Below are 25,036 nucleotides of genomic sequence, written 5' to 3'. Positions count from 1 at the left end.
GTACACCCCGCACCCTCCGACACCCCAGGAGACAGACGACGATGGCCGACCGGGTCACGGTGATCGGCTGGGACGGCTCGCCACTGCCCGGAGCGGCCACGGCCGCGCTCTCGGCCGCCACGCTCGTCGCCGGCGCCGCCCACCACCTCGCCCTGCCGGAAGTGCCGCCGAACGCCGAACGCATCCGCCTCGGCAGCGTCGACCTGGCCGCCCGCAGGATCGCCGGACACCGCGGCAGCGCCGTGGTCCTCGCCGACGGCGACCCCGGCTTCTTCGGCGTCGTCCGCACCCTGCGCGCCCGCGAACACGGTCTGGAGGTCGAGGTCGTCCCCGCCGTCTCCTCCGTGGCCACCGCCTTCGCCCGGGCCGGCATGCCCTGGGACGACGCCCAGATCGTCGTCGCCCACCCCCGTACCCTGCGCCGCGCGGTCAACGTCTGCCGGGCCCACCACAAGGTCGCCGTCCTCACCTCACCGGGCGCCGGACCAGCCGAACTGGCCCTCCTCCTCGACGGCGTCCACCGCACCTTCGTGATCTGCGAGGAACTCGGCACCGACCGCGAGCGCGTCACCGTCCTCACCTCCGACAAGGCCGCCGACCACGCCTGGCGCGACCCCAACGTCGTCATCGTCATCGGCAGCGGCCCCGAGACCACCGCGGCCGGCGCCTGGATCGCCGGCCGCCGCCCCGCCTACCCCCAGGGCATACGGGGCTGGGCCCTGCCCGCCGAGGCCTACCGGGCGGCCGGGGCCGAGCGGATGCAGGAGGCCGGCGAGGGCGAGTTCCCCGGCCTGCGCGCCGCCCAGCTCGCCCGCCTCGGCCCCCGCACCGGCGACCTGCTATGGGACATCGGCTCCGGCAGCGGCGCCCTGGCCGTCGAGGCGGCCCGCTTCGGCGCGGCGGTCCTCGCCGTGGACGCCGACCCGGCCGCCTGCGCCCGCACCGAGGCCGCCGCCCGCGCCTTCGGCGTCCCCGTCCAGGTCGTCCGCGGCCAGGCCCCGCACGTCCTGGAACGGCTGCCCGAACCGGACGTCGTACGGATCGGCGGCGGGGGAGTGCCGGTGGCCACCGCGGTCGCCGACCGCCGCCCCGAACGCATCGTCACCCACGCCTCGACCCGCGACGAGGCCGAGGCCCTCGGCGGGGCCCTCACCGGCAACGGCTACACGGTCGAGTGCTCCCTGCTCCAGTCCGTCGACCTGGACACCACCGCCTGGACCGAGCGCGAAAGGTCGGTCGTGTTCCTGCTGTCCGCACGGCGTTCGGACCTCGCCCCCTGACCCGTTCGGCCCGGTACGCGAGGTAGGCTGGCCGATTGTTGTACCGCGCCCGGCCGTTCGTCGCTTCGTTCGTCAATGTCCGGAAAAGTGGACCGTTTTGGTCCGCACTGTGGTACGGCACCAACCGGGGGACGCGCAACGTGGCGCAGTCCACAGTGAGCCGTGGCAGAACTGCCTGTCGCGGCGGCGAACGGCCGCGAGAATAGGAAGACCCGCGGGCGTTTCGTGCCGCGCGGCGAGCCCGCTCGTTCTTGATGACGAGCACCGGCGTGCCGTGGTTCGGCGTCCCGGGCGAAGGGCCGAAGGAGCACTGACGATGGGCGAGGGGTACGCATGACTGACACCGGCCAGATCCCGGGCGAGGGACTGCCGGAGAACGCAGGCATGGTGGAGCAGCCGGGCATCCCCGCCCCGGACGCGTACACCTTCCTCGACCCCTCCGAGCACACCACCGAGGACGACGACCTTCTCCTGATGCCGACCTCCCAGGGCGCCTGGAGCGACCCGCAGGCCGCCCCGGCCCCCGCACCCGGCCAGCCCGCCGCGTCGGCCGCTGTCGCGGCACAGCCCTCCGGGCCCGAGCACGGTGCGCAGCAGCCCCAGCCGCAGTTCCCGGCGCAGCAGGCACAGGCCGCCCCCGCGCCCGCCCCCGCCGAGCCGCACGGAACTCATGAGTCCGGTGGCCGCGACTCCGGTTCCGTGGACCTCAACGGCGTACGCATCCCGGCGCCCGCGCCGGCGCCGGTCGGCGCGCACGCGGCCGCCGCCCCCGCCCGCCGCCCTCTGCACCGGGGCCCGGCCGCCGCCGACCCTCCGTCGTACGGCGGCGGTACGCAGGGCGGCGTCGTGCGCTCGCTGGCCGACCGCGGCCCCGCCGGAGCCACCAGGACCGCCCCCGCGCGCCACGCGGGCCCGCCGACGACGGGGCCCGAGTACTTCGACGCCCCGGCCGAGGACCCCTCGACGCTGCCGGGCCCGCAGCTGGGCGAGATCCCGCCGCAGGCCGGCGCCCCGTGGGGCGCGCAGCCGCCGCAGGCACAGCCGGAGACGGTGCCCGTGCCCGCCGAGGCGGTGGAGCAGCCGGAGCAGGTGGTACAGCCCGAGCAGCTTGTCGAGGCCGCGCAGCCGGTCGCGGAGCCGGAGGCGGCCGCCGAGCCCGCGGCTGCCGCTGAGGCCGCGCAGTCGGTGGCCGAGGTCGAGCAGCCGGTTGAGACGGTCCCGCCGGTACAGGCGGCCGAGCCGGTCACGGTGTCCGCCCCGGCGGCCCCGGCCGACCGGCCGGAGCAGTTGATCCAGCCGGAGCAGCCGATCCAGCCGGAGCAGCTGAGCGAGCAGCCCGTGCAGCCCGCCGCCGTGACGCAGCCCGAGCCGGTCGCGCAGGCAGAGCCCGCCCCGCAGCCCGAGCCGGCCCTGGAGACCGAGCCCGCCCCGCAGGCCGTCCCGGCAGAAACGGTCGTTCCCGAGCCGGCCGCCGTGGAGCTGCCCCCCGCCGGTCCGGTCGTCGTCCCGGAGCCCGAGGCGGCCCAGCCGGAGACCCCGGTGGAGGCTCCTGTTCAGCCCCTGGCCGACGAGGTGACCCCCGCCCCCGAGGCGCCGGCCCCGGAGGCCGAGGCGCAGGCCGCCCCGGTGCACGCCGCGGCCCCCGAATCCCCGGCCCCGGCACCGGAACAGCCGGTCGCCGAGCCGGTGGTACAGCCCGAGCCGGTGGCGCAGCCCGAGCAGGAGCTGCCCGTCGAGCCGGCCCCCGAGCCGGCCCTGGCGGTCACGCCCGTCGCGGCTCCGGAGCCGGTGGCCGCGCCGCTCGCCCCCGAGCCCGTACAGCCGCAGCCGGCTGCGGAACTGCCCGCGGAGCCCGCCGAGCAACTCCCCGTAACGGAGCAGGAAGCCGCCCCGGCCCCGGAGCCCGCAGAGGCGACGACGGCAGAAACGGCAGACGGGACGGCAGACGGAGCGGCGGACGCAACAGCAGCCGCTCACGTGGCCGCGCCCGACGCCGAGGACGGCACCGGCCCCGAGGTCATCGAGACGCCGGAGCTTCCGGAACCGCTGGAGCCGGAACTCGCCGAGCGGACACCGGCCACTGCCCCGCAGCAGCCGCAGACCGACGCACCGCAGAACACCGGGACGGCGGACAGCACCGACTCGCCGCAGCAGCCGCGGACCGAGCCGGCACCACAGCCCGAGGGGTCGGCCGAGGCGTCCACCCCGCCCGCCCCCGGGTACGACGACGCGGAACGCGAAGCGGTGCTCCGGGTCATGCGCGAGCGGCGGGACATCCGCAACGGCTTCCGCAGCGACCCCATTCCGCACGAGGTGCTGCTCCGGGTGCTGGAGGCGGCGCACACCGCGCCGAGCGTCGGCCACTCGCAGCCGTGGGACTTCGTCGTGATCCGCTCGGCGGAGACGCGCCGCTCCATGCACGAACTGGCCCAGAGCCAGCGCGACGCCTACGCCAAGTCGCTGCCCAAGGGCCGGGCGAAGCAGTTCAAGGAACTGAAGATCGAGGCGATCCTCGACACCCCGGTCAACATCGTCGTGACCGCCGACCCGACCCGGGGCGGCCGGCACACCCTGGGCCGCCACACCCAGCCGCAGATGGCCCCCTACTCCTCGGCCCTGGCCGTGGAGAACCTGTGGCTGGCGGCCCGCGCCGAGGGGCTCGGCGTCGGCTGGGTCAGCTTCTTCGACGAGCGGGAGATGGTCCGGGCGCTGGGCCTGCCCGAGCACCTGGAGGTCGTGGCCTACCTCTGCGTCGGCTACGTCGACGAGTTCCCCGAGGAGCCCGAGCTGATGCAGGCGGGCTGGTCCAAGCGCCGGCCGCTGTCCTGGGTCGTCCACGAGGAGACGTACGGCCGTCGCGCGCTGCCCGGCGCCGAGCCGCACGACCTGCTCCAGGAGACGATCTCCGCGATCCGCCCGCTGGACGCGAAGGCGCTCGGCGAGGCGTGGGAACGCCAGAAGCGGATGACGAAGCCCGCCGGGGCGCTCGGCATGCTGGAGATCATCTCCGCCCAGCTGTCCGGGCTCTCCCGGATGTGCCCGCCGCCGATCCCGGAGCCCGCGGCCGTCGCGATCTTCGCCGGTGACCACGGGGTGCACGCTCAGGGCGTCACCGCCTGGCCGCAGGAGGTCACCGCCCAGATGGTGGCGAACTTCCTGGGCGGCGGAGCCGTCTGCAACGCGTTCGCGGCCCAGGTGGGCGCGGAGGTCTGCGTCGTGGACGTCGGCGTCGCCACGGACCTGCCCGCGACGCCCGGCCTGCTGCCCCGCAAGGTGCGCCCGGGTACGGCGGACTTCACGACGGGCCCCGCGCTCACCCGCGAGGAGGTCCTGGCCGCGATCGAGGTCGGCATCGAGACCGCCCGCGACCTGGTGGCGGCGGGCAACAAGGCCCTGCTCACCGGCGAGATGGGCATCGCCAACACCACCGCTTCGGCTGCGCTGATCTGCGTGTACACGGGGATCGACGCCTCCGAGGTGACCGGCCGGGGGACCGGCATCAACGACGAGATGCACGCCCGCAAGGTCGACGTCGTACGCCGTGCGCTCGACCTCCACCAGCCGGACGCGTCCGACCCGATCGGCGTGCTCGCGGCGGTCGGCGGTCTGGAGCACGCGGCGATGGCCGGCTTCCTCCTCGGCGGAGCCTCCCTGCGTACGCCGGTGGTCCTGGACGGCGTGAGCGCGGGCGCGGCGGCCCTGGTCGCCCGGGCCATCGCCCCCGAGGCCCTGGCCGCCTGCATCGCCGGCCACCGCAGCGCGGAGCCCGGCCACGTCGCCGCACTGAACAAGCTGGGCCTGCGCCCGCTGGTCGACCTCGACCTCCGCCTGGGCGAGGGCACCGGCGCGCTGCTGGCGCTCCCGATCGTGCAGAGCGCGGCGCGCGCGATGCACGAGGTGGCGACGTTCGACTCGGCAGGCGTAACGGAAAAGTAAAACACTCACCGAGCGGTCCGGCGCCCCCTTTCCGGCCGCTACGGAGCTCCACCCCTGGTGCTCCGCTCCGGCGTTCCCCTTCCAGCCCCTCCGGCGTTTGAGGAGCGGGGTCCGGGGCGGAGCCCCGAAGCCCGGCCCGTCCGGCGCTCGAGGACAAGGGGGCCCGGGGCAGCGCCCCGGTTTCGGGAAGGGGCGGGGCAGGGGAGAAGGCCCGCCGCAGGCGCCCCCACTCCGCCCCGCCCCAGGCCGCCCCCCACCCCCACCCCGTATCGTGTCCCCCACCCGGACCAAGCTTTCCGCACGTCACAGCCGCTCCACCGCCGCAGCGGCCCAGAACGCAGCACCCGCACGAGGAGCCGTACCGCCATGGCCGAGCCCGCAGACCACGCCGACCGCTCAGGTCACGCCGACCACGCGGGTCGCACCGACCACGCCGACCACCCCGCGTACCCCGTGGGCCTGCGCCTGCACGGCCGCCGCGTCGTGGTCGTCGGCGGCGGCCAGGTCGCCCAGCGCAGGCTGCCGCAGCTCATCGCCACCGGTGCCGTCATCACCCTGATCTCCCCCTCCGCGACGCCCTCCGTCGAGGCCATGGCGGACGCCGGGGAGATCCGCTGGGAGCGCCGCCGCTACCAGGACGGCGACCTCGCCGACACCTGGTACGCCCTGATCGCCTCCTCCGACACCTCGGCCAACGACGCCGCGTCCGCCGAGGCCGAGCGCACCCGCACCTGGTGCGTCCGGTCCGACGACGCCGAGGCCGCCACCGCCTGGACCCCGGCCACCGGCCGCAGCGAGAACGTGACCGTCGCCGTCCTCACCACCACCTCCCAGGGCCGCGACCCCCGGCACTCCGCCGCCATCCGCGACGCCATCGTCGAAGGCCTGCGCGACGGCACCCTGGCCGCCCCGCACCACCGCACCCGCACCCCCGGTGTCGCCCTCGTCGGCGGCGGCCCCGGCGACCCGGACCTGATCACCGTGCGCGGCCGCCGCCTCCTCGCCGAGGCCGACGTGGTCATCGCCGACCGCCTCGGCCCCCGCGACCTGCTCGACGAACTCCCGCCGCACGTCGAGGTGATCGACGCCGCGAAGATCCCGTACGGGCGGTTCATGGCCCAGGAGGCGATCAACCAGGCGCTCATCGAGCACGCCAAGGCGGGCAAGTCCGTGGTCCGGCTCAAGGGCGGCGACCCGTTCGTCTTCGGCCGGGGCATGGAGGAGGCCCAGGCGCTGGCCGCCGAAGGCATCCCCTGCACGGTCGTCCCCGGCATCTCCAGCACCATCTCCGTGCCCGGAGCGGCCGGCATCCCGGTCACCCACCGAGGCGTCGCGCATGAGTTCACCGTGGTCAGCGGTCATGTCGCGCCCGAGGACCCGCGCTCCTTGGTCGACTGGGAGGCCATCGCCCGGCTGCGCGGAACCCTCGTCCTGCTGATGGCCGTCGACAAGATCGGCGCCATCGCCGCCGCCCTGATCGCCCACGGCAAGGACCCGGCCACCCCGGTCGCCCTTGTCCAGGAGGGCACCACCGCCGCCCAGCGCCGGGTCGACGCGACCCTCGCGGACGTCGGCGAACGCGCGGTCGCCGAGGACGTGCGCCCGCCCGCCGTGATCGTGATCGGCGAGGTCGTCGCGGTCGGCCCCGACTCCGCACCGAGGACCGCCCCGGACCGGGCCGAGTGACCACGGCGAAGTAACCCGCGGTTACAGGGATCTCGATCCCAGACGTTGGCACCACACACCGGACAAGGCAGTATCACCCTGTGGCAGACATCATCACCGTCGACGACCCCGACGACCCGCGGCTGAGCGACTACATCGGCCTGACCGACGTCGAGCTGCGCCGACGACGCGAACCCGCCGAGGGCCTCTTCATCGCCGAGGGCGAGAAGGTGATCCGGCGCGCCCGGCAGACCGGGTACGAGATGCGGTCCATGCTGCTCTCCGCCAAGTGGGTCGACGTCATGCGCGACGTCATCGACGAGGTCCCGGCCCCGGTGTACGCCGTCGCCCCCGAGCTCGCCGAACGCGTCACCGGCTACCACGTCCACCGCGGGGCGCTCGCCTCCATGCAGCGCAAGCCGCTGCCGGTCGCCGACGAACTGCTCGCCACCGCACGCCGGGTGGTGGTCATGGAATCGGTGAACGACCACACCAACATCGGCGCCATCTTCCGCAGCGCGGCCGCGCTCGGCATGGACGCCGTCCTGCTCTCCCCGGACTGCGCCGACCCGCTCTACCGGCGCTCGGTCAAGGTCTCCATGGGCGCGGTCTTCTCCGTTCCCTACGCCCGGCTCGAAGCCTGGCCCAAGTCACTGGAAACGGTACGGGAGGCCGGCTTCCGGCTCCTCGCCCTCACCCCGGACGCCAAGGCCACCAGCATCGACGAGGCGGCCCCGCACCGGTTGGAGCGGGTGGCGCTGATGCTCGGCGCGGAGGGCGACGGGCTGTCCACCCGGGCGCTGATGGCCGCCGACGAATGGGTCCGCATCCCGATGGCGCACGGCGTCGACTCGCTGAACGTGGGCGCGGCGGCGGCGGTCGCCTTCTACGCGGTGGCCACGGGCCGACCGGAGAACTGAGCCCGAACCGCCCGCGCCGGGGGCCCGGCGTCAGAACGACGTGGCCGCGCCCTGCGCGGTCCGCGCGGCCTGAACCGCCCCCGCGGCCTGCGTACCCTCCACGCCCTGCGTGACCAGTGCCCGCGGCGCCCGCTCCCGCTGCCCGCTCCCGCCCAGACCTCGCGCCGGCCCCTGGCAGCCCTGCGCCGCCGCGATGCCCAGTGCCACCAGCAGGGTCACCACGACGAACACCACCAGCCGCTGCCGCAGCAGCCGCGGATTGGCCGGACGCCGCCCCGCCGAGGTCGTGCGGCCCCCGGAACGGGTCCCGGGCCGCCCGTTCGTCCCGGCCGGAGCGCCCTGCCGCTTCCCGGCCTTCCCACCCGAACGCGTCGTGTTGCGCGACGCCTGCTGCGGGCGCGAGCCACCGGTGCGCGGCGGCCCCGAACGCGCGGGCGCCCCGCGCCTGCCCGGCTGGGGGCGGGAGGCGGACGGGCCTTCCGCGCGGCGGGTGTGCTGTTCGGCGTACGGATCGGCCATCCGCCCGGTCGGCCGGTCGGCCTCCTGGGCGGAGCGCTGGACGGGCGGCCGGCTCTCGTGCAGGCCCTGCGCCTCGCGCGCCGCGATCTCCTTGAGCCGCATGGACAGTTGCAGCGTGCTGGGCCGCTCCTCCGGATCCTTCGCCAGACAGGCGCTGATCAGCGGGGCCAACGCGTCGTGCACCCCGTGAAGCTGCGCCTCCTCGTGCACGACGCGGTACAGCATCACCTCGGAACTGCCGTGCCCGAAGGGGGAGTCGGCCATCGCCGCGTACGCCAGTGTCGCGCCGAGCGAGAAGACGTCCGTCGCGGGCGTCACGGCCGCGCCGCGGACCTGCTCCGGCGCGAGGAAGCCGGGCGACCCCACCGCCGTACCGACGTGGGTGAGCGTGCTCGCCCCGGTCGCCCAGGCGATACCGAAGTCGATGATCCGGGGGCCCTTGGGGGAGAGGAGGATGTTCGACGGCTTCAGGTCGCGGTGGACCACTCCCGCCTCGTGCACCGCCACCAGGCCCTCGGAGAGCGCCGCCCCGATCGAGGCGACCTCCGCGGCGGCCAGGGGGCCCTCCTCGGCGACCTTGTCGTGCAGCGAGGGGCCGGGCACGTACTGCGTCGCGAACCACGGGCGGTCCGCCTCCAGATCGGCGGCCACCAGCCGGGCCGTGCAGCCGCCGCGGATCCGCCGGGCCGCCGACACCTCGCGCGCGAACCGCGAACGGAACTCCTGGTCCTCCGCGAGGTCGGGCCGGATCACCTTGAGCGCGACGCGCTGGCCGCGCCGGTCGGAGCCGAGGTAGACGACGCCCATGCCGCCCGCGCCGAGCCGCCGGTGCAGCCGGAACGAGCCGACGAGACGCGGGTCCTCGCGCCGGAGCCGCATCATCGCCATCGTCTGCCCATCCCCGCTGCCTGGTCCGCCTGACGAGGCACAGCTTACGTACCCCGCGCCCGGCGCGCTCAGAGGCCGCGCCCTCGCCGGGGATTCGATTGTCCGTGCCGTACGGGAGAGATGAAGAGGGGTCAGGACACGGCGAATCCGGGCCCCTCGGCCGGGCCGCCTGCTCAAGGGGCCGTCGGACAAGGGGGATTGGATCACTACGGGAACGCCGGGACACGGTCGCCACGGAGGCCGCGACCGCCGCCCCGGCATACGGGGTGGCGGTGTCCCCGGCGGCCCCCGCGCCCTCGCGAGCGCCTGCCGGGGCGCGGAGGCGTGAGTGAAGTCACCCGATGGTCGCTGTCGCGAGGCCGGCGGACGGGAAAGGACGCGATCAGGACAGGCGGCGCGCAGTCATCCGGCCAGGCCTCGGTGTCCCCTCCGGGATGACCCCAACCCGCGGTGGCCCGTCTCCACCCAGGGGAGTACGCCGATCGACGACGGCTCATCCTCCGGGAGGCCCGGGATTCGGTACGCGGGCATGACGCCCTGTTCCCGCCGCTTACCTAATGTTGAGGTCAAGCGGCGGGCGCAGCACTCGTCCCCCGAGGTCACACGCCCGCCGCCCCCCATCAGGTCAGGAGAGGAACCATGTCGGACACGGCGACGCGGACGATGGTCCGTATGCAGGGACGCAAGGCGTACGCCGCGTTCGGCGGCCGCTCGTCCGGCACCCGTCACCCCTTGGTGGCGACGGCGATGGTCCTTCCCCTGGCGGCCCTGCTCGTGGTCGTCTTCGGCGGCTGGGACGCGGTGGTCACACAGGCGTCGTCCGTGGCGGTGATGCTGGGGCGCTGAGCGGCGCCCGGGGTCCGGAAGAGCGGTCCGGACCCGCACATCCGGCCAACAGCCCCGTGGGGACGGGGGTGCGGCGGACGGCAGCGTTTGTCCGGTCAGCTGGGGAGCTGACCGGGCATCGCGCTTTCCGGCCACTGGCCTCCGGCCCGGCCCGGCCCCAGGCCTCCGGTTCCGGTCCTGCCCGGCTCCGCCGTGGTCCCGGCTTATGTCCCGGTCTCCGGCCCCGGGCCTCCGGGAGCGGCCCCGCCCCGGGCCCGCCCCGGCTCCGCCGCAGTCCCGGCTTACGTCCCGGCCTCCGGACCTGCCCCGGGCCTCCGCCTTGGCCTCCGGCCCCGACCCCGGCCCCGCCCTGGCCCCTGGACTTCTTGACCCACCGCTCCGGGCCCCGGCCCCGACACCAGCCGCACGGGCCGCACCGGCAAACCAGGCAGCACCGGCAGCCCCGGCCGGGCCGGCCGCCCCCGCTCCCGCGTTACGCTCACGGCGGGACCGGTGCCACGGCCGGGCCGATCGCCGCCGGGGGAGCCGTTGACCGCCACGCAGACCTCAGCCTCAGTCGTCCATGACCTGGGCGACCTCGCGCACCGCCTCTCCCACTCCGCCAGGACGCGTTGCGTGTGCGAGCCCCCGCAGGTTCTCGCGGACCGGCCCGACGGCACCGTGGTCCGCAGCGGCGCGATCGTCGCGAAGGCCCACGCCGCCGACACCGACCGGGAGGCGCTGGCGGCCCGGATCGCCCTGGCCGCCGCTCCGCAGCTGACCGGAATCCTGCTGCCACCGCTCACCGCCCCCGAGTACCCGGAGCCCTCCGACGCCTCCCGCCGGCCAGGGCTCCCCGAGCCGCCGACGCCCACCCCTCGTCCGGTGACGCTCTGGCCGTTCGGCGCGCCCGTCGACCCCACCGACCCCGAGGCGGCGCCCTGGGCCGAGGCCGCCGTGCTGCTCGCCCGCCTCCACCGGACGCGGCCCCCGTTCCGGCTCCCGCCGATGCGGGGACCGGCCAAGGCGGCGCGGGCCGTCGCCCGGATGCGGGCCGCCCGCCCCGGTGATCCGGCCGTCCTGCCGGTGCTGGCCTGCTGGCGTGCCCTGCCCGCCTGGGCGCGGGGCGAGGGGCCGCCGCCCGCACCGAGGGCCGGCTATCTCTGCCACGGGGACCTGCACCTCGGCCAGCTCGTCCGCCATCCCGCGCCGGACGGGCCCTGGCTGCTCATCGACGTGGACGACGCGGGGGCGGGCGATCCGGCGTGGGACCTCGCCCGGCCCGCCGCCTGGTACGCGGCCGGACTCCTGGACCCCGAGGACTGGTCCGCCTTCCTGGACGCCTACCGCTCCGCCGGCGGACCCGCGGTCCCCGCCGACGGGAACCCCTGGCCCGAACTGGACGTACCGGCCCGCGCGCTGACGGTGCAGACCGCGGCGCTCGCCCTGGCCAAGTGCGCCGCGGAGAAGCGCGATCCGGACGAACCCGAACAGTTGATGATCGAATCCTGTGCCCGAATCGCTACGTTGCCGCCCGAGTTGACCACCGACCACGCGTCGTAGGGTGAACGGACCGTGGCCGGGCAGACATTCCGGCGACGGCACAACGAGGGCGAGGAGCCGAGTCGATGATGCAGTGTCCGAAGTGTCACGCGCAGATGAACACGTACAACCGCAACGGCGTCCAGATCGAGCAGTGCAGCGGCTGCCGGGGGATATTCCTCGACTACGGCGAGCTGGAGTCGCTGACCCGCCTGGAGTCCCAGTGGTCCCAGCAGGCCCCGCCCGCGCCCCCCGCCCCCGGTGGCTACCCGGCCCCTCCCGCCCCGCAGGCGTACCCGGCCGCTCCCGCCTCCCACGCCCCCGCCTGGGGTGCGCCGCAGCACGGCGGGCACTACGGCCACCGCCGCCAGAAGGGCTTCGGCCGGATGCTCTTCTCCTCCTGATCGTTCCTGATCCGTCCGCTCCGTGGTCCGGCAGCCGCCGGGCCTCCGGCCACGGAGCGCACGGACCGCGCGAGCCGGACGAGCGGTGCGGACCGCACGACGACGAAAGAACCCCCGGTCGTGGAGACGACCGGGGGTTCTCGATGGTGCGCGATACTGGGATTGAACCAGTGACCTCTTCCGTGTCAGGGAAGCGCTCTCCCGCTGAGCTAATCGCGCAGGGCGAACCTGCGTGTACTGCGTGCGCGATACTGGGATTGAACCAGTGACCTCTTCCGTGTCAGGGAAGCGCTCTCCCGCTGAGCTAATCGCGCGGGGATCCTTGCGGACCGATGATCCTTGCGGATCAGTGGACGATACTGGGATTGAACCAGTGACCTCTTCCGTGTCAGGGAAGCGCTCTCCCGCTGAGCTAATCGTCCTTGGAGGTGGAGACGGGATTTGAACCCGTGTAGACGGCTTTGCAGGCCGTTGCCTCGCCTCTCGGCCACTCCACCAGGGATGGGAGCTCGGGAAGAATCCCCCACCTTCTGCGAGCGGACGACCAGGTTCGAACTGGCGACCTCAACCTTGGCAAGGTTGCGCTCTACCAACTGAGCTACGTCCGCTTGTCTTTCCCGTTCCGCTTGCGCGTCCCGGCGACGTGTTGAACTCTAGCGGATTCCTGGGCCAGTACAAAAACGCGTTTGTGCAGCGTGCTGCGGCGACCCCGGCCCGCTCCTCGCCCCGACGCAGGTCACCGCGCACGGTCCTAGACTCATTCGCGTGTCCGACCTCGCCCCCATGGCCCGCTTCGACGGCCTCATAGCCTCCGGTCTGCAGGATGTGACCCACGATCCCGCGGCGCTCGACTCGTCCGGCTTCTGGGCGGTGTCCGCCGACTTCGAGGGCCGCATCGTCTGCGCCCGCTTCTCCGACGTACGCAGGGAGGCCGTGCCCCCTCCCGTGCCCGGAGCCTGGCGCGGGCCCGCCGCCGGGGACTGGAGCTCCTCACTGGACCGTGACGCCTATACGGCGGGCGTACGGCGGATCCGTGAACACATCGCGGCGGGCGACGTCTACCAGGCCAACCTCTGCCGGGTGCTGTCCGCACCGTTTCCCGGCGACGGGTCCGGGGCCGACGTCGACGCCCTGACCTCCCTGCTCGCCCGCGGCAACCCCGCCCCGTACGCGGGAACGATCCGGTTGCCCGGCCACGGTGTGGAGATCGCCACCGCCTCCCCGGAGCTCTTCCTCCGGCGCGACGGGCGGATCGTGGAGTCCGGGCCGATCAAGGGCACCGGCCGGACCGAGGACGATCTGCTGGAGAAGGACCACGCCGAGAACGTGATGATCGTGGACCTGGTCCGCAACGACCTGGGCCGGGTCTGTGCCACCGGAAGCGTCGGTGTGCCCGATCTCTGTGTGGTGGAGAAGCACCCCGGTCTCGTCCACCTCGTCTCCACCGTCCGGGGCCGGCTGGCCGACGGCGCGGGCTGGCCCGAACTGTTCGCGGCGGCCTTCCCGCCCGGTTCGGTCACCGGCGCGCCGAAGTCCAGCGCGCTGCGGATCATCACCGAGCTGGAGACGGCCCCGCGCGGGCCGTACTGCGGTGCGGTCGGCTGGGTCGACGCCGACCGGGGCACGGCCTCGCTCGCGGTGGGCATACGGACGTTCTGGATCGACCGGACCGGGCCCGCCCCGCTGCTGCGGTTCGGCACCGGCGCCGGGATCACCTGGGGATCCGATCCCGAGCGCGAGTGGGACGAGACCGAACTCAAGGCCTCTCGGCTGCTCGCTGTAGCGTCGGGCGCGTATTCGGAGACAGGAAGGACCGCATGATGAGGATCTGGGTCAACGGCGGACTGCGGGACGCCGACGACGCCCGGCTTTCGGTGCTCGACCACGGGCTGACCGTGGGCGACGGCATCTTCGAGACGGTGCGTACGAGCGAGGGACGCCCCTTCGCCCTGACCCGGCACCTCGACCGCCTCACCCGGTCCGCCCGGGGCCTCGGCCTGCCCGAACCGGACCACGACGAGGTCCGGCACGCCGTCGCCGCGGTCGTCGACGCCAACCCCGTCGCCCTGGGACGCCTGCGGATCACCTACACCGGCGGGCTCTCCCCGCTCGGCTCGGACCGGGGCGACCACGGGACGAGCCTCGTCGTCGCCCTCGACGGGGTGAGCCGGCGCCCGGACAGCACCGCGGTGATCACCGTCCCCTGGACGCGCAACGAACGCGGCGCGCTCGCGGGCCTGAAGACCACCTCGTACGCCGAGAACGTCGTCGCCCTCGCCCGGGCGCGGGAGCGGGGCGCGTCCGAGGCGCTGTTCCCCAACACCGTCGGCCGCCTCTGCGAAGGCACCGGCTCCAATGTGTTCGTCGTCCTGGACGGCCGTATCCACACCCCGCCGGTGGCCTCCGGCTGTCTCGCCGGGATCACCCGCGCGCTGGCCGTGGAGTGGACCGGGGCCGAGGAGACCGACCTGCCGATGGACGTCCTCGCCGAGGCCGACGAGGTGTTCCTGACCTCGACGCTCCGCGACATCCAGGCGGTGCACCGGGTCGACGACCGTGAGCTCACCCCGGAGACCGGACCGGTGACCGCGAAGGCCATGCGGATCTTCGCCGAGCGGGCCGGCAACGACCTCGACCCGTAACAGGCCCGCTGCCGGGCCCCTCGGAGACCCGGAAAAGCGCGTGACGGGGTGGCGCGCAGGGGATACAAACCTTTGATGACCACGACACTCCGGCCGTCCGGGCCGCTTCAGCAAGGCGCCGACGGGGCGCGGGCCCGCCAGTACGACGTGTGCGACAACGGGCGGCCGGTCGGCGCCGTCGCCATCAGCACCGACGACGCGTTCGGCGCGACCGCCGGGGTGCTGGGCCCGCTCAGCGTGGAGGAGCCCCGGCGCAGACGAGGCAGGGGCACCATCGCCGCGCTCGCCGCCGAAGAGGTGCTGCGCGGGTGGGGCTGCACCCGGGTACGGGTGGAGGTCCCCGCCGACAACGACCCCGCCCGCCGCCTCGCGGCCGCCCTCGGCTACATCGAACGCAGCCGCAACATGGTCAAGGACCTCGGCCCGGAGACCGCCCCGCTCCCCGCCGGCCTCACCTCACGCGCGATGAGCGAGGAGGAGTTCGCCGCCTGGCGGCAGGAGGCGCTCCTGGCGTACGCGCAGGACTGGATCGACCGCGGAGTGGAGCCCGAGCAGGCCCGGCGCAAGTCCGAGGCCGACCACGCCGCCCATCTGCCGGACGGGCTGGCCACCGAGGGCGTGCGCTTCGACGTGCTGGTGCACGCGGGGGAGGTCGTCGGCCATGTGTGGGTCGCGCTGCGGGAGCTGCCGCCGGGCGGCCCGGCCGGATTCGTCTTCGACGTCGAGGTCCGCGAGGAACACCGGGGCCGGGGGTACGGCCGGGCCCTGATGCTGCTCGCCGAGGACACCACCCGCGCCTGCGGCGCGGACCGGCTCGGTCTGCACGTCTTCGCCTCCAACACCCCGGCCCTGCGGCTGTACGAGTCGCTGGGCTATACGACGACGCGGTACAACCTGGCCAAGGCGCTGTAGCGGCTCGACCGTCCCGCCGGTGCCCGGCCGCGCACGTCGGCGCCCGGCGGTACCCGGTCAGCCCTGCGCGGCCAGGGTCCGGTCGACGATCTCCTCGATCCGCTCACGCAGCCCGTCCTGGCTCTTGCCGCCGTCCAGCCGCTGGTCGCCGATCACATAGGTGGGGGTGCCGGTGACGCCGATCGCCTTGGCCTCCGCGTGGTCGGCGTCGACGATCAGCAGATGCCGGCCGTCGATCAGCGCGGTGTCGAACTCCTCGGCGTCCAGGCCCAGTTCGCGCGCCACATCCAGGAGCAGCGGCTCGCCCGCGCGGCCGAGGTCGTCGGTGCGGGCGAGGAGGGCCTCGACGTACGGCCAGCCCTTGCCCTGGTCCGTGGCCTCCTCGGCGGCCTGGGCGGCGGCGTAGGCGTGCTTGTGCTTCTCCAGCGGGAAGTGCCGCAGCCGGATCTCGACACGGTCCCCGTACCGGGCGCGCAGGGCGCGCACATCGTCGAGGGCGCGGTGGCAGTCGGGGCATTCGAGATCGCACCAGAGGTCGAGGACGACCGGTGCCGCAGGGGTGGAATCGCTCATGTGCCCAGTCTTCCAGGCCGGGCGGGCGCGTCCCAACCGGGACCGGCACACCCCCTGGGGAGGAGCCCGGCCCTGAAATGTCCCTGAAGTGAGCCGCCGCCGTGGCCCCGGCGGCGGTCGTCGGTGCAGGATGGAAGGGACGTATCCCCTGCGCCTGGAGGCCCTGATGCTTGCCGAGACCATCTGTTCCGCGGTGTCGGCGGCCGGCCTGGGCATCGCCGCGGTGACCGCCTACCGCAAGCGGTTCCTCACGGCGACGCGGATCGCCGCCTACTCCCTCGTCCCGATCGGGCTCGTGCTGACCGGGGTCGTCGAGTGGGTCGCCGGGATCGCCTTCAAGCCGAGCGTCTGGCTCGGCTTCGGGGTGCTGGGCCTCTCCTGGCTGCTGTTCATGACCACCCGCGCCATCGAGCGCCGCAGCGGCACCACCCGCGCGGAACGCAAGGCGGCGCGGGCCGCCGAGCGCAACGAGGCGGTCGCCCCGGCCGCCTCCGCCCCCTCGCTCGGCGCCGGCGCCACCGCCGGACCGGCCGCCGCGGCCGCCGCGAAGCCGCAGCCGCAGCCCAGGGCGAAGAAGAAGCAGGAGGCCGCCGCGCCCGGCGACGACTTCAGCGACATCGAGGCGATCCTCAAGAAGCACGGCATCTGAGAGAAGCACGGCATCGGGGAGAAGCGCGGCGTCCGGCTCCGGGGTCCCGCCCGGGCCGCCGGTCCGAATGTCTGACGGCGACCCGTACGCCGGAGCGATTATCGATGGCCACGGGACGGTGAACTCCCGGGGGAATGACCCTGGTTGATCGCCAACCCGGCCGCCGGTGCGTCATGATCACTCCGAGATGGTGGACACTTCCCGGGGCGAAGCCCCCGCACCCCCCGCCGAAGAGCCCCGCGGCTGTCTCTTCGCGCTCTCCCAGCCGCCCCTGATGATCTTCCTGACGGTGATCGGGGTGCTGCTGCTGATGGCCGCCGTGCACGATCTCTTCGTGCTGTGACGGCCCGCGCCACCGTGCGGGGCGGCCCGGGCGTCAGCCCGCGGCTTCCTTGCGCCGGGCCCGGTACGCCGCGACATGGAGCCGGTTTCCGCACGTACGGCTGGAGCAGTAGCGGCGGGAGCGGTTGCGCGACAGGTCGACGAACGCGTGCCCGCAGTCCGGCGCCTCGCAGCGCCGCAGCCGTTCCTGCTCGCCCGCCACGATGATGAAGGCCAGCGCCATGCCGCAGTCGGCCGCGAGGTGGTCGGCGATCGAGGCGTCCGGGGCGAAGTAGTGCACATGCCAGTCGTAGCCGTCGTGGTCGGTGAGCTGCGGGGTGGTCCCGGCCGCCGCGACGAGCCGGTTGACCAGGTCGGCGGCGGTGCGGGGGTCGGGCGCCGCGAAGACCTCGGCGAAACGGGCCCGTACGTCGCGCACGGCGGCCAGGTCCTTCTCGCCGAGCGTGCCGACCCCGCTGATGAGATGCCGCTCCGCGAAGGCGTACAGCGCGGCGACGTCGGCGAGACCGTCCACGGGTCCGTCCGCGGGGTCGTCCGGCGGCGGCTCGCTCTCCGGCGCGGTGTTCACCAGATCGACCACCGTGTCGAGGGCGATCCGGGTGTCGTGAGGGATCAGCACGCTTCGCTCCCTGGCCTCCGGCGGGCGGGCGCCTGCCGATGGCGGCTGACTCTACTGGCTCGACCGGCCGGTGCCGGGCCCGGTGTGAGGCCCGCGTCGGCCCGCAGGAGGGCGGAATCAGCCCTTCCGGCCGGGGTGGGGTTCTCCGGGCGCGCAGCGGCGCCGTCGTCGCGGTGGATTCCGCGACGACGGCGCCGGTGTCTGCCCTATGCGGTTGTCGGCACGACGTCGTCTCCCCGAGTCGACGGCGTCGAGCGGCTCTCTGCCTGGCTCAGCTCTCGGCCAGGATGTGGGAGAGCTCCGTGTCGAGATCGAAGTGACGATGCTCGGTGCCGGGCGGAACCGCGGCGTCGGTCCTCTTCAGGAACGACTCCAGGGCCCGCGCCGGAGCTTCGAGCAGGGCTTCCCCCTCTGGGGAGCTCAGGGCGATGCATACGACGCCTTGACCGTGACTACGAGATGGCCAGACGCGGACGTCTCCGGTGCCGGTGGGCCGATGCAGCCCCTCGGCAAGGAGGTCGCGGGCGAATACCCATTCGACCGTCTCCTCCGCTCCGGTGTGGAAGGTGGCGTGCACGGCATAGGGATCGGCCGTGTCATACCGCAGGCCCGCGGGTACAGGCAGTGAGGACTCGCTCGACACAACGAGGCGCAGGTGCAGCTCGCAGCTGACCGTGGTGTTCATAAGCGCCAGGGCCTTTCGCTCAGTGTGCGCTCGGGGATTCGCACGTCGGCGAAATCGACATGCCACCTACGGTGGCGTTGTAAACCCCTCTGACCCATTTGTGATGCTTCGGGTCCCTCGCTCAGCGGCGTGTAACTTTGAGTTATGCGTCCATTCCAGTGACGAGGACGGGTCGGGTAAGTTGAGCTTCATGAACGCGGAGAGTGACGAGCGGAGCAAGGCCGCCGAGCAGGCGGACCCGGCATCCGCCACGGGGGAATCGGACCGGGCGGAGCGTGAGCTGGGCTCGCGTGCGCCGGGTTTCATCAAGGCATCCAAAGCGCTCCACCTGAGCTGGCAGGTCGGCGTCTTCGTCGTCGGCCTCGGCGTCGTGATCGCGGGCGTGCTCATGCTGGTGCTGCCCGGTCCCGGCTGGCTGGTGATCTTCGGCGGCATGGCGATCTGGGCGACCGAGTTCGTCTGGGCCCAGCTGGTGCTGCGCTGGACCAAGCGCAAGGTCACCGAGGCCGCGCAGCGGGCCCTCGATCCCAAGGTCCGGCGACGCAACATCATCCTCACCACGGTGGGGCTCGTGATCATGGCGGTGCTGGTCGGCATCTACGTCTGGAAGTTCGGGCTCACCATGCCGTGGAAGATCAGCGAGTAGCCCGGGGACGGTCCAGGAGCACCGCTGACATGGGGTAATGTTTGCGGTGCGCCCGGGCGATTAGCTCAGTGGGAGAGCGCTTCGTTCACACCGAAGAGGTCACTGGTTCGAACCCAGTATCGCCCACCCGGACAGAGGGCCCGGGAGACGGAATCCGTCTCCCGGGCCCTCTGCGTTGCCCGCTCCCGCCGGTCCGGGAGCCGCCGCGAACGGCGCCCCCGGACCGGCACGGCTCAGCGCATCCGCCCCAGCGCGTCCTTCAGTCGGCGGGCGTCGCGCAGCCGCTGCTCGTACGTCGCGCCCACCACCAGCAACAACAGCCCGGCCAGGGCCGGCGGCAGCCAGCGGGGGAGCGCCCCGGCCACCTGCACCACGTACGGCGCCAGCTCGTGCAGCCCGTCCAGCGCCAGCACCGCCCCGCCGAGCACCAGCAGCGCCTGGAGGCGGTGGCGCGCGCCCAGCAGCGTGACCACCAGCGCCGCCCCGCCGAGCAGCAGCGGCCGGAGCCAGTCCGTGTCGGTCCAGGCGACCGCCAGGCTCGGCAGCAGCGTCGCCGCGAGCCCCGGCCCGTACGCCGTCCACGAGGACGCCTCCGGGTCCTTCCGCCGCCGCAGGAACCCGACCACCAGCGCGGGCACGGTCACCGGCAGCGTGTACGCCTCCGGGAACGACACCTCCGACGCTGCCAGCCGCACCCAGGTGGCCAGCACGAACAGCGCCGCCGCCAGGCAGCCCGCCACCGGCCGCCGCTCGGGCCGTACCGCCGCGCCCGCCGCCAGCACCCCGCACAGCGCCAGCACCAGGGCCAGGAACGGCGCGTCGGGCACCGCGAGCCCCACGGCGACCAGCGCACCGAGCGCGCCCGTCAGCTCCACCGGCAACGCCACCGGGTTCCGCCGCAGCCGTGCCCCGAGCAGCACGGTCAGCGCGGGCACCAGGAGCAGCAGCGGCGCGGTCTCGTGCGGGGCGAGGCCCAGGGACCGGCCCGCGAACCCCGTCAGCACGGTCGCCCAGACCGTCGAGGCCACCGCGAACACCGCACGCGGCACCGCTGCCTTCGCGCGGACCGCCGCCCCGGCGAACAGCGCCGCCAGCGCGCCGAACACCGCGTAGGACGCCCCCTCGGACGCGAGCGACAGCAGCCCGGCGCTCACCGCCCCGGCCACCGCCCCCACCAGCGCGGTCACCGGCACCGCCGCCGAACCGTCCCGGCCGCCCTCCGTGCCGCGCACGGCCAGGGCGAGCAGACCGGCCACCAGGGCCGTCTCCCCGGCCACCGCGACCGCGTACGGCACATCCAGCACGGCCCCGCCGAGCAGCAGGGCTGCCCAGCCGAGAGCCACCGCCCCCGCGCCGGCGGCCCCACGCAGCGCCGCCCCGGACGGCCGCCTGCGGGCGGCGGACGCCCCACCGCCGTACCAGGGCGCTCCGGCCGGGCCGCCGGCGTACCAGGGGGCCCCGGGCGCGTGTGCCGCCGTCCCGGGCGCGCCCGGGACACCGCTCGCACCGGGGACCCCGGCGCCCGGCGCCCCCGCGCTCCCCGCCGTCTCCCGTGCCCACAGCGGCGCGGCGATCCGGGAGAGCGACGGCCACCAGCGGTACGCCGCGCCCAGCAGACCGGCCGACACCGCGAGCACCACCGGGGCCGCGGCAAGACCCGTCCACGGCAGCGTCGAGCCCAGCGCGGAACGGAAGCCGTCCGGCGACCCCGCCCACACGTCCGACAGCAACGTCACCGGGCCCAGCAGCACCGCCGCGATCCCCGGCACCGTCCCCGCCAGGGCCCCGGCCACCACCGCCGCCGACGCCACCAGCACCCCGAGCTTCGCGTTCCTCGGCAGCCGGGTCCGTACGACTGCCGTCAGCGCGAGGCCGGCCCCCAGGTACGCGAGCACACCCCAGTCCTCCGGCACCGCCGCCGCCGGTACGCCGCCCACCGCGGCCACCGCCGCGAGGCCGGCCACCACGCCGCCCGTCCGCGCGAAGCCCCTCGGCGCGCGCCACGCCCCGACCAGCGCCGCCGCCGCTGCCGTCAGCAGCAGCGCGCCCGGCGCCACCGCGCCGAGCGGCCCGGAGGCCGTCGTGGACAGCGTCAGGCCCACCAGCAGGGCCGAGAAGCCCATCACCGCTCCGCCGACGCACGCCGTGATCCGCACCCCGGCGCCCTTGCCCAGCAGCGCGATCGTCCCGTCCAGCACCGCCGTGGCCAGCAGCGCCCACCCGACCACCAGCGCCGGAGCACCGGCGGCCCACGCCCAGAACAGCAGCGGCCACTGGGCCAGCACCACGGCCGCCGGCAGCGGCAGCCGCAGCCTGCCCAGCGCCAGCCCGTACGCCGCCCACAGCGCCGCCAGCACCGCCGAGGCGACGGCCGTGAAACCGAGCCCGTCCGTGTCCGGCGCGGCCACCGCGTGGACCGCGTAGGCGTCCAGCAGCGTCAGCACCAGGGCCAGGGCCGCCAGCACCTCGGCGGTGGCGGCCAGCTTCCGCCGCAGCAGCACCGCCGGAGCGGTCAGCGCCCCCAGGGTCACCACGGCCAGCACGGCCGACCGGCCGCCGATCCCCATCGAGCCCCAGCTCACCAACGTGAACGCGATGGCCGCCACCGTCAGCAGCAGACCGCCCAGGGTCAGCAGGACGTTCTGGGCGCTGCGCGGCGCGGACGGCTGCTTCGGCTCCACGTGGCCCCACGGCTGCGCCGGAGCGCCCGGCCGGCCGCCGGGAGGCGCGCCCCAGGCCGACGGGTCCCAGCCCGGTGCGGCCGTCGGCGCGGGCGGCCGCAGCGCCGCGAGCAGCCAGGCACGCCGGGTCAGCAGCTGGGCCCGGCGGGCGTCCAGCTCGGCCAGTTCGCGGTCGAGGCGGGCCAGTTCCTCGGCGGGCGGGGGCACATGTTCCATGTACGGGAGTGTGACCCCGGCCGCCCGGCCCGTACATGCGCTCGGATACTCACTTCCCGGCCGGAACGCTCTGAGTAGAGCCCCGCCGGAAGCGGTTTGAACGAAGCCCGCGGAGCCCTGTATGGTTCAACCCGTTCCCGGGCGATTAGCTCAGTGGGAGAGCGCTTCGTTCACACCGAAGAGGTCACTGGTTCGAACCCAGTATCGCCCACCGGGGAAAGCCGGTCCGCATGCGTCACGCGGACCGGCTTTCGCATGTCCGGACCCTCGAACCCCTCACGCCGCCGCGGGCAGTTCCGGACGCAGCGGCCACGACGGATCCACCGCCTCCGGTGTCCCGCTCTTGGCGAACCACGCCTCCAGACCACGCGCCTGGGCCGCGTGCCAGGTCGCCTGAAGGGTGTGCAGCTCGGACGGCGACAGCCGCTCCAGCCGGGCCGAGAAGCGCCGGCACACCGCCCGCACCAGCTCCAGCGACGCGGTCGCGTCGGCCGCCGCGTCATGGGCCCCGTCGAGCACCACCTCGTACCGGGCGCACAGATCCGTGAGCGTACGGCGGCCCTTGCGGTAGCGGTCCAGGTGTTTGTCCAGCACCCTCGGGTCCACCACCCGCATCGGCACGCCGTCGAGATACCCGGCCAGCGACGACGCCCGGTGCCGCCTCAGCTCCCGGTCCAGCAGCGTCAGATCGAAGGGAGCGTTCATCACGACCAGCGGCCGGCCCGTCGCACAGCTCTCCGCCAGCGAACGGGCTATCTCGTCCATCACCGGCGCGGGCCAACGCCCGTTGCGCTGAAGGTGATCGTCCGTCAGACCGTGGATCTCGGTCGCCCCCGGCGGGACCGGAATCCCCGGATTGACCAGCCAGCGGGTGACGCGGACGCGACCGCCCGCGGTGTCCTGCGCGACGAGAGCGGCCGAAACGATCCGGTCCTGCTCGACGTCCACGCCTGTCGTCTCCGTGTCAAAAGCGGCCAGTGGCCCCTCGAACCAGTGCATCATCCCCGAACTCCTCGCACCTGCGCGGCAGATGGAGTGATTCCTCTGCCCGATATCGGTGATACCCGTGCTGTTTGCCTGATACGCCGTTTGCGGGCGGTCCGATGCGGTGACAACACAGTTGAGACGTACGGAAGTTGCTTCCGGCGTCCGTCGATCCGCCCAGCCCACGACACCCGCCGGCAGGCCACCTGCCATCGATCGGCACGCCCGGAAGGCACACGGAGCCATGGCGCTCGCGCAGCCCGACCCCGGAGGAACCGCCCGCGCCGAGGCCTTCGGGCCCCGGCTGCCGCAGCAGCTCGACGCGCCGCTGCGCGGCTCCCTCGCCACCACCGCCTGCATGGAGACCCTTCAGGTGGGCTATCTGCACGCCGTCGCGGCGGCGGCCGGATGCTCGCTGTCCCAGCCCTTCCCCGACAACGGCATCGACTGGCACGTCAGCCACGGCGCCCCGGCCCACACCGTCGACGACGAAGTGACCATCAAGGTGCAGCTCAAGTGCACCTACCAGATACCGCCGCACCCGGCGGGCGGGGCGTTCTCCTTCACGCTCGACAACGCCCACCTCGTCAAGCTCGCCCGCTCCCCGGTGTCGGTGCACAAGATCCTGGTCGTGATGCTCGTGCCGCGCAGCCAGGACGACTGGCTGCGCGCCGGGCCAGGCAGCCTCGACCTGCGCCACTGCTGCTACTGGATCAACCTGGCCGGCCACGCCGTGACGGGCCGGCACCGGACCACTGTGCGCATCCCGACCTCGCGGATCTTCGACGACCGCGCACTCTGCGACATCATGGCCCGGGTCGGGGCCGGAGGGAGACCCTGATGCACCGGTCGATGGACGAGTCCACGAGCGGGGCGGGACTGCCCGCCGCCCGCTCGCACCCCACCGCCCGCACCGGCCCGCCGCCTGTCTCCGGGGCGGAGCTGCCCGAACCCGCCGTCCTCGGCGCGCTCCTGCGCCGGCACGGCTGGCAGCGGCGCGGGGGAGCGCCGGGCCGCTACGGCCGGTGGACCCCGCCCGGGTCCGCCGCCGGGGCGACGAGCCTGCTGGTGCCCGAGAGCGCGGCCTTCCCCGACAGCGGGGAGCTGATCGAGGAGGCCCTGCTCGCCCTGGGCCGCAGCGCCGACCCCTCCGCCCGCGACGTCCTGGTCTCCCTCTCCGTGCCCAGCGACGAGATCCGCTGGTGGCGCGAGGTCCCCGAGTCGGTGGCGGCGGCCGCGGGCGCCTCGGGCTGGACCGAGGCGGAGGAGCTGCGCTCGGCCGCCCGGCAGGTCCTCATGGCCGGTGCGCTCGCGGCCCGCGGCCGGGCCGGCTACCACGGGGCCCGGCACCGCAGGAAGGCGCGGGCCGCCCTCGACGACGCCCTGATCGGGCCCGGGGCCGACGGCCGGACCCTCACCGCGTACGTCCCCGTCGCCTCCGGCCGCGCCGTCGCCGTCCGGCTCTGCCACGCCCTGCACGCCACCCGCGAGGCGGTGGACTACCAGCGGGCCACCGGCGGCATGGAGGCCTTCGACAGCGCGGTCGAGGCGGGCGTCGGCCGCGAGCTGACCGAGGCGCTGATCGCCCTGGTGCGCGGCACCGAGGGCGCCGGGATCGACGTGCGGTGGGCTCCCGCCGCGGGCACCCCGGACGGCTGCCCGGCCCGCCCCGCGCCCGTCGAGTTCTCCCCGGGCGACCTGCCCGCCCTGCGCGCCGCCGGAGCCCGCTACCTCCGCGACGAGCCCGCCGTGCAGGTGCGGCTGACCGGCGCGGTGGTCCGGCTGCGCCGCTCGGGGCCGCGCGGCGCCGGGATCGTACGGCTGCGGGTGCTGGCCGGGGCCGAGGTCGCGCACGTGCGCGTGGAGCTGGACGAGGAGGCGTACCGCATCGCGGGCCACGCCCACCTCGTGGGGCTGCCGCTGCGGGTCGAGGGGCGACTGGAGAACCGGGGCGGCTTCCGGCGGCTCACCGGCGCCTCGCAGGTCGCGCCCGTCCAGGTCGACGAGGCGGAGCGGGACCGGCTGATGAAGGCGCTCCAGGAGAACGTGGACTTCTTCGAGGAGGCGTGCGCGGGGGAGGAGGGGTAGCGCGGCCCGGAAGGCGTTCG

The 25,036-nt window shown here is 74.5% G+C and carries 21 protein-coding genes and 7 tRNA genes; 17 read left to right on the top strand and 11 right to left on the bottom strand.

All coding sequences use genetic code 11. From position 1 onward, the window contains the following. The first annotated feature begins 41 nt into the window (after positions 1 to 41). The 4 genes from cbiE (at position 42) to KV381_RS05290 (ending at position 7,801) form a co-directional block, all read left to right on the top strand. A complete protein-coding gene (gene cbiE / locus KV381_RS05305) occupies positions 42 to 1,280 on the top strand; it encodes a precorrin-6y C5,15-methyltransferase (decarboxylating) subunit CbiE (protein ID WP_030632202.1) in 1,239 nt (412 codons plus the stop codon). Between the two features lie 333 nt (positions 1,281 to 1,613). Beyond that, positions 1,614 to 5,216, top strand: a complete 3,603-nt coding sequence (cobT, locus tag KV381_RS05300; RefSeq protein WP_218784763.1) for a nicotinate-nucleotide--dimethylbenzimidazole phosphoribosyltransferase — start codon at positions 1,614 to 1,616, stop codon at positions 5,214 to 5,216. A gap of 366 nt (positions 5,217 to 5,582) precedes the next feature. After that, positions 5,583 to 6,902: a uroporphyrinogen-III C-methyltransferase gene (gene cobA / locus KV381_RS05295; protein WP_030085869.1), complete on the top strand. Its 1,320-nt coding sequence runs from the start codon at positions 5,583 to 5,585 to the stop codon at positions 6,900 to 6,902. An 80-nt stretch (positions 6,903 to 6,982) separates the two neighbouring features. Beyond that, the gene (locus KV381_RS05290; protein WP_030085871.1) at positions 6,983 to 7,801 is read left to right on the top strand and encodes an RNA methyltransferase; all 819 of its coding nucleotides are present in this window, start codon (positions 6,983 to 6,985) and stop codon (positions 7,799 to 7,801) included. Between the two features lie 30 nt (positions 7,802 to 7,831). On the opposite strand, the gene KV381_RS05285 is transcribed toward KV381_RS05290, so the two are convergent. Beyond that, the gene (locus KV381_RS05285) at positions 7,832 to 9,208 is read right to left on the bottom strand and encodes a serine/threonine-protein kinase (RefSeq protein ID WP_218784753.1); all 1,377 of its coding nucleotides are present in this window, start codon (positions 9,206 to 9,208) and stop codon (positions 7,832 to 7,834) included. Between the two features lie 639 nt (positions 9,209 to 9,847). Between KV381_RS05285 and KV381_RS05280 the strand changes: the two genes are divergently transcribed. The 3 genes from KV381_RS05280 (at position 9,848) to KV381_RS05270 (ending at position 11,979) form a co-directional block, all read left to right on the top strand. After that, complete coding sequence (locus KV381_RS05280) at positions 9,848 to 10,054, top strand: hypothetical protein (protein ID WP_030085875.1); 207 nt, start codon at positions 9,848 to 9,850, stop codon at positions 10,052 to 10,054. A gap of 528 nt (positions 10,055 to 10,582) precedes the next feature. Continuing rightward, positions 10,583 to 11,596 (top strand): phosphotransferase family protein, encoded by a 1,014-nt coding sequence (locus tag KV381_RS05275; RefSeq protein ID WP_218784751.1) that lies wholly within the window; start codon positions 10,583 to 10,585, stop codon positions 11,594 to 11,596. A gap of 65 nt (positions 11,597 to 11,661) precedes the next feature. Then, positions 11,662 to 11,979: a zf-TFIIB domain-containing protein gene (locus KV381_RS05270; RefSeq protein WP_030085879.1), complete on the top strand. Its 318-nt coding sequence runs from the start codon at positions 11,662 to 11,664 to the stop codon at positions 11,977 to 11,979. Between the two features lie 144 nt (positions 11,980 to 12,123). On the opposite strand, the gene KV381_RS05265 is transcribed toward KV381_RS05270, so the two are convergent. The 5 genes from KV381_RS05265 to KV381_RS05245 all read right to left on the bottom strand — a co-directional run bounded on the left by KV381_RS05265 (position 12,124) and on the right by KV381_RS05245 (position 12,587). Further along, a tRNA-Val gene (locus KV381_RS05265) sits at positions 12,124 to 12,198 on the bottom strand. Positions 12,199 to 12,221: 23 nt separating this feature from the next. Continuing rightward, positions 12,222 to 12,293, bottom strand: a tRNA-Val gene (locus tag KV381_RS05260). Between the two features lie 36 nt (positions 12,294 to 12,329). Further along, a tRNA-Val gene (locus KV381_RS05255) sits at positions 12,330 to 12,401 on the bottom strand. Between the two features lies 1 nt (position 12,402). Beyond that, positions 12,403 to 12,476: transfer RNA gene (locus KV381_RS05250), tRNA-Cys, on the bottom strand. A gap of 38 nt (positions 12,477 to 12,514) precedes the next feature. Beyond that, positions 12,515 to 12,587 (bottom strand) — tRNA-Gly (locus tag KV381_RS05245). Positions 12,588 to 12,762: 175 nt separating this feature from the next. Here KV381_RS05245 and KV381_RS05240 point away from each other — a divergent pair. From KV381_RS05240 to KV381_RS05230, 3 genes are all read left to right on the top strand, one after another. Further along, positions 12,763 to 13,800, top strand: coding sequence for a chorismate-binding protein (locus KV381_RS05240; RefSeq protein ID WP_218787176.1), 1,038 nt, complete (start codon positions 12,763 to 12,765; stop codon positions 13,798 to 13,800). Further along, on the top strand, positions 13,800 to 14,621 hold the full coding sequence (locus KV381_RS05235; RefSeq protein WP_218787175.1) for an aminotransferase class IV: 822 nt from the start codon (positions 13,800 to 13,802) through the stop codon (positions 14,619 to 14,621). The genes KV381_RS05240 and KV381_RS05235 overlap by 1 nt, the downstream gene beginning before the upstream one ends. A gap of 75 nt (positions 14,622 to 14,696) precedes the next feature. Beyond that, positions 14,697 to 15,533 (top strand): GNAT family N-acetyltransferase, encoded by an 837-nt coding sequence (locus KV381_RS05230; protein WP_030085885.1) that lies wholly within the window; start codon positions 14,697 to 14,699, stop codon positions 15,531 to 15,533. 57 nt (positions 15,534 to 15,590) lie between these two features. Here KV381_RS05230 and KV381_RS05225 read toward each other — a convergent pair whose 3' ends face one another. After that, the gene (locus tag KV381_RS05225) at positions 15,591 to 16,106 is read right to left on the bottom strand and encodes a DsbA family protein (RefSeq protein WP_030085887.1); all 516 of its coding nucleotides are present in this window, start codon (positions 16,104 to 16,106) and stop codon (positions 15,591 to 15,593) included. Positions 16,107 to 16,272: 166 nt separating this feature from the next. Between KV381_RS05225 and KV381_RS05220 the strand changes: the two genes are divergently transcribed. Then, complete coding sequence (locus KV381_RS05220) at positions 16,273 to 16,755, top strand: hypothetical protein (protein ID WP_030633320.1); 483 nt, start codon at positions 16,273 to 16,275, stop codon at positions 16,753 to 16,755. A 187-nt stretch (positions 16,756 to 16,942) separates the two neighbouring features. Continuing rightward, positions 16,943 to 17,098 (top strand): hypothetical protein, encoded by a 156-nt coding sequence (locus KV381_RS05215; RefSeq protein ID WP_167396300.1) that lies wholly within the window; start codon positions 16,943 to 16,945, stop codon positions 17,096 to 17,098. A 33-nt stretch (positions 17,099 to 17,131) separates the two neighbouring features. Here KV381_RS05215 and KV381_RS05210 read toward each other — a convergent pair whose 3' ends face one another. Then, positions 17,132 to 17,716, bottom strand: coding sequence for a CGNR zinc finger domain-containing protein (locus KV381_RS05210; RefSeq protein WP_030085891.1), 585 nt, complete (start codon positions 17,714 to 17,716; stop codon positions 17,132 to 17,134). A 271-nt stretch (positions 17,717 to 17,987) separates the two neighbouring features. Continuing rightward, positions 17,988 to 18,401 (bottom strand): SsgA family sporulation/cell division regulator, encoded by a 414-nt coding sequence (locus tag KV381_RS05205; RefSeq protein ID WP_003959770.1) that lies wholly within the window; start codon positions 18,399 to 18,401, stop codon positions 17,988 to 17,990. 190 nt (positions 18,402 to 18,591) lie between these two features. On the opposite strand from KV381_RS05205, the gene KV381_RS05200 reads away from it, so the two are divergent. Together KV381_RS05200 and KV381_RS05195 are read left to right on the top strand one after the other, a co-directional pair. After that, the gene (locus KV381_RS05200) at positions 18,592 to 19,047 is read left to right on the top strand and encodes a TIGR02611 family protein (protein ID WP_030633317.1); all 456 of its coding nucleotides are present in this window, start codon (positions 18,592 to 18,594) and stop codon (positions 19,045 to 19,047) included. Between the two features lie 54 nt (positions 19,048 to 19,101). Then, a tRNA-Val gene (locus tag KV381_RS05195) sits at positions 19,102 to 19,173 on the top strand. Between the two features lie 107 nt (positions 19,174 to 19,280). Here KV381_RS05195 and KV381_RS05190 read toward each other — a convergent pair. Further along, complete coding sequence (locus KV381_RS05190) at positions 19,281 to 21,944, bottom strand: SCO7613 C-terminal domain-containing membrane protein (RefSeq protein WP_218784750.1); 2,664 nt, start codon at positions 21,942 to 21,944, stop codon at positions 19,281 to 19,283. A gap of 139 nt (positions 21,945 to 22,083) precedes the next feature. On the opposite strand from KV381_RS05190, the gene KV381_RS05185 reads away from it, so the two are divergent. Continuing rightward, positions 22,084 to 22,155, top strand: a tRNA-Val gene (locus KV381_RS05185). 65 nt (positions 22,156 to 22,220) lie between these two features. Here the strand turns inward: KV381_RS05185 and KV381_RS05180 are convergent. Next, entirely contained in the window at positions 22,221 to 22,946 is a 726-nt protein-coding gene (locus KV381_RS05180) for a 3'-5' exonuclease (protein WP_218784748.1), read from the bottom strand. Between the two features lie 226 nt (positions 22,947 to 23,172). On the opposite strand from KV381_RS05180, the gene KV381_RS05175 reads away from it, so the two are divergent. Together KV381_RS05175 and KV381_RS05170 are read left to right on the top strand one after the other, a co-directional pair. Further along, positions 23,173 to 23,769, top strand: coding sequence for a DUF4365 domain-containing protein (locus tag KV381_RS05175; protein WP_098027103.1), 597 nt, complete (start codon positions 23,173 to 23,175; stop codon positions 23,767 to 23,769). Beyond that, positions 23,769 to 25,016 (top strand): hypothetical protein, encoded by a 1,248-nt coding sequence (locus KV381_RS05170; protein WP_098027102.1) that lies wholly within the window; start codon positions 23,769 to 23,771, stop codon positions 25,014 to 25,016. The genes KV381_RS05175 and KV381_RS05170 overlap by 1 nt, the downstream gene beginning before the upstream one ends. Positions 25,017 to 25,036 lie beyond the last annotated feature (20 nt).

The sequence above is a fragment of the Streptomyces sp. WY228 genome (genome assembly GCF_019287315.1).
In the GTDB taxonomy this organism is placed as follows: Bacteria; Actinomycetota; Actinomycetes; order Streptomycetales; family Streptomycetaceae; genus Streptomyces; species Streptomyces caviscabies.
This window is presented reverse-complemented; position numbering and strand designations above follow the sequence as displayed.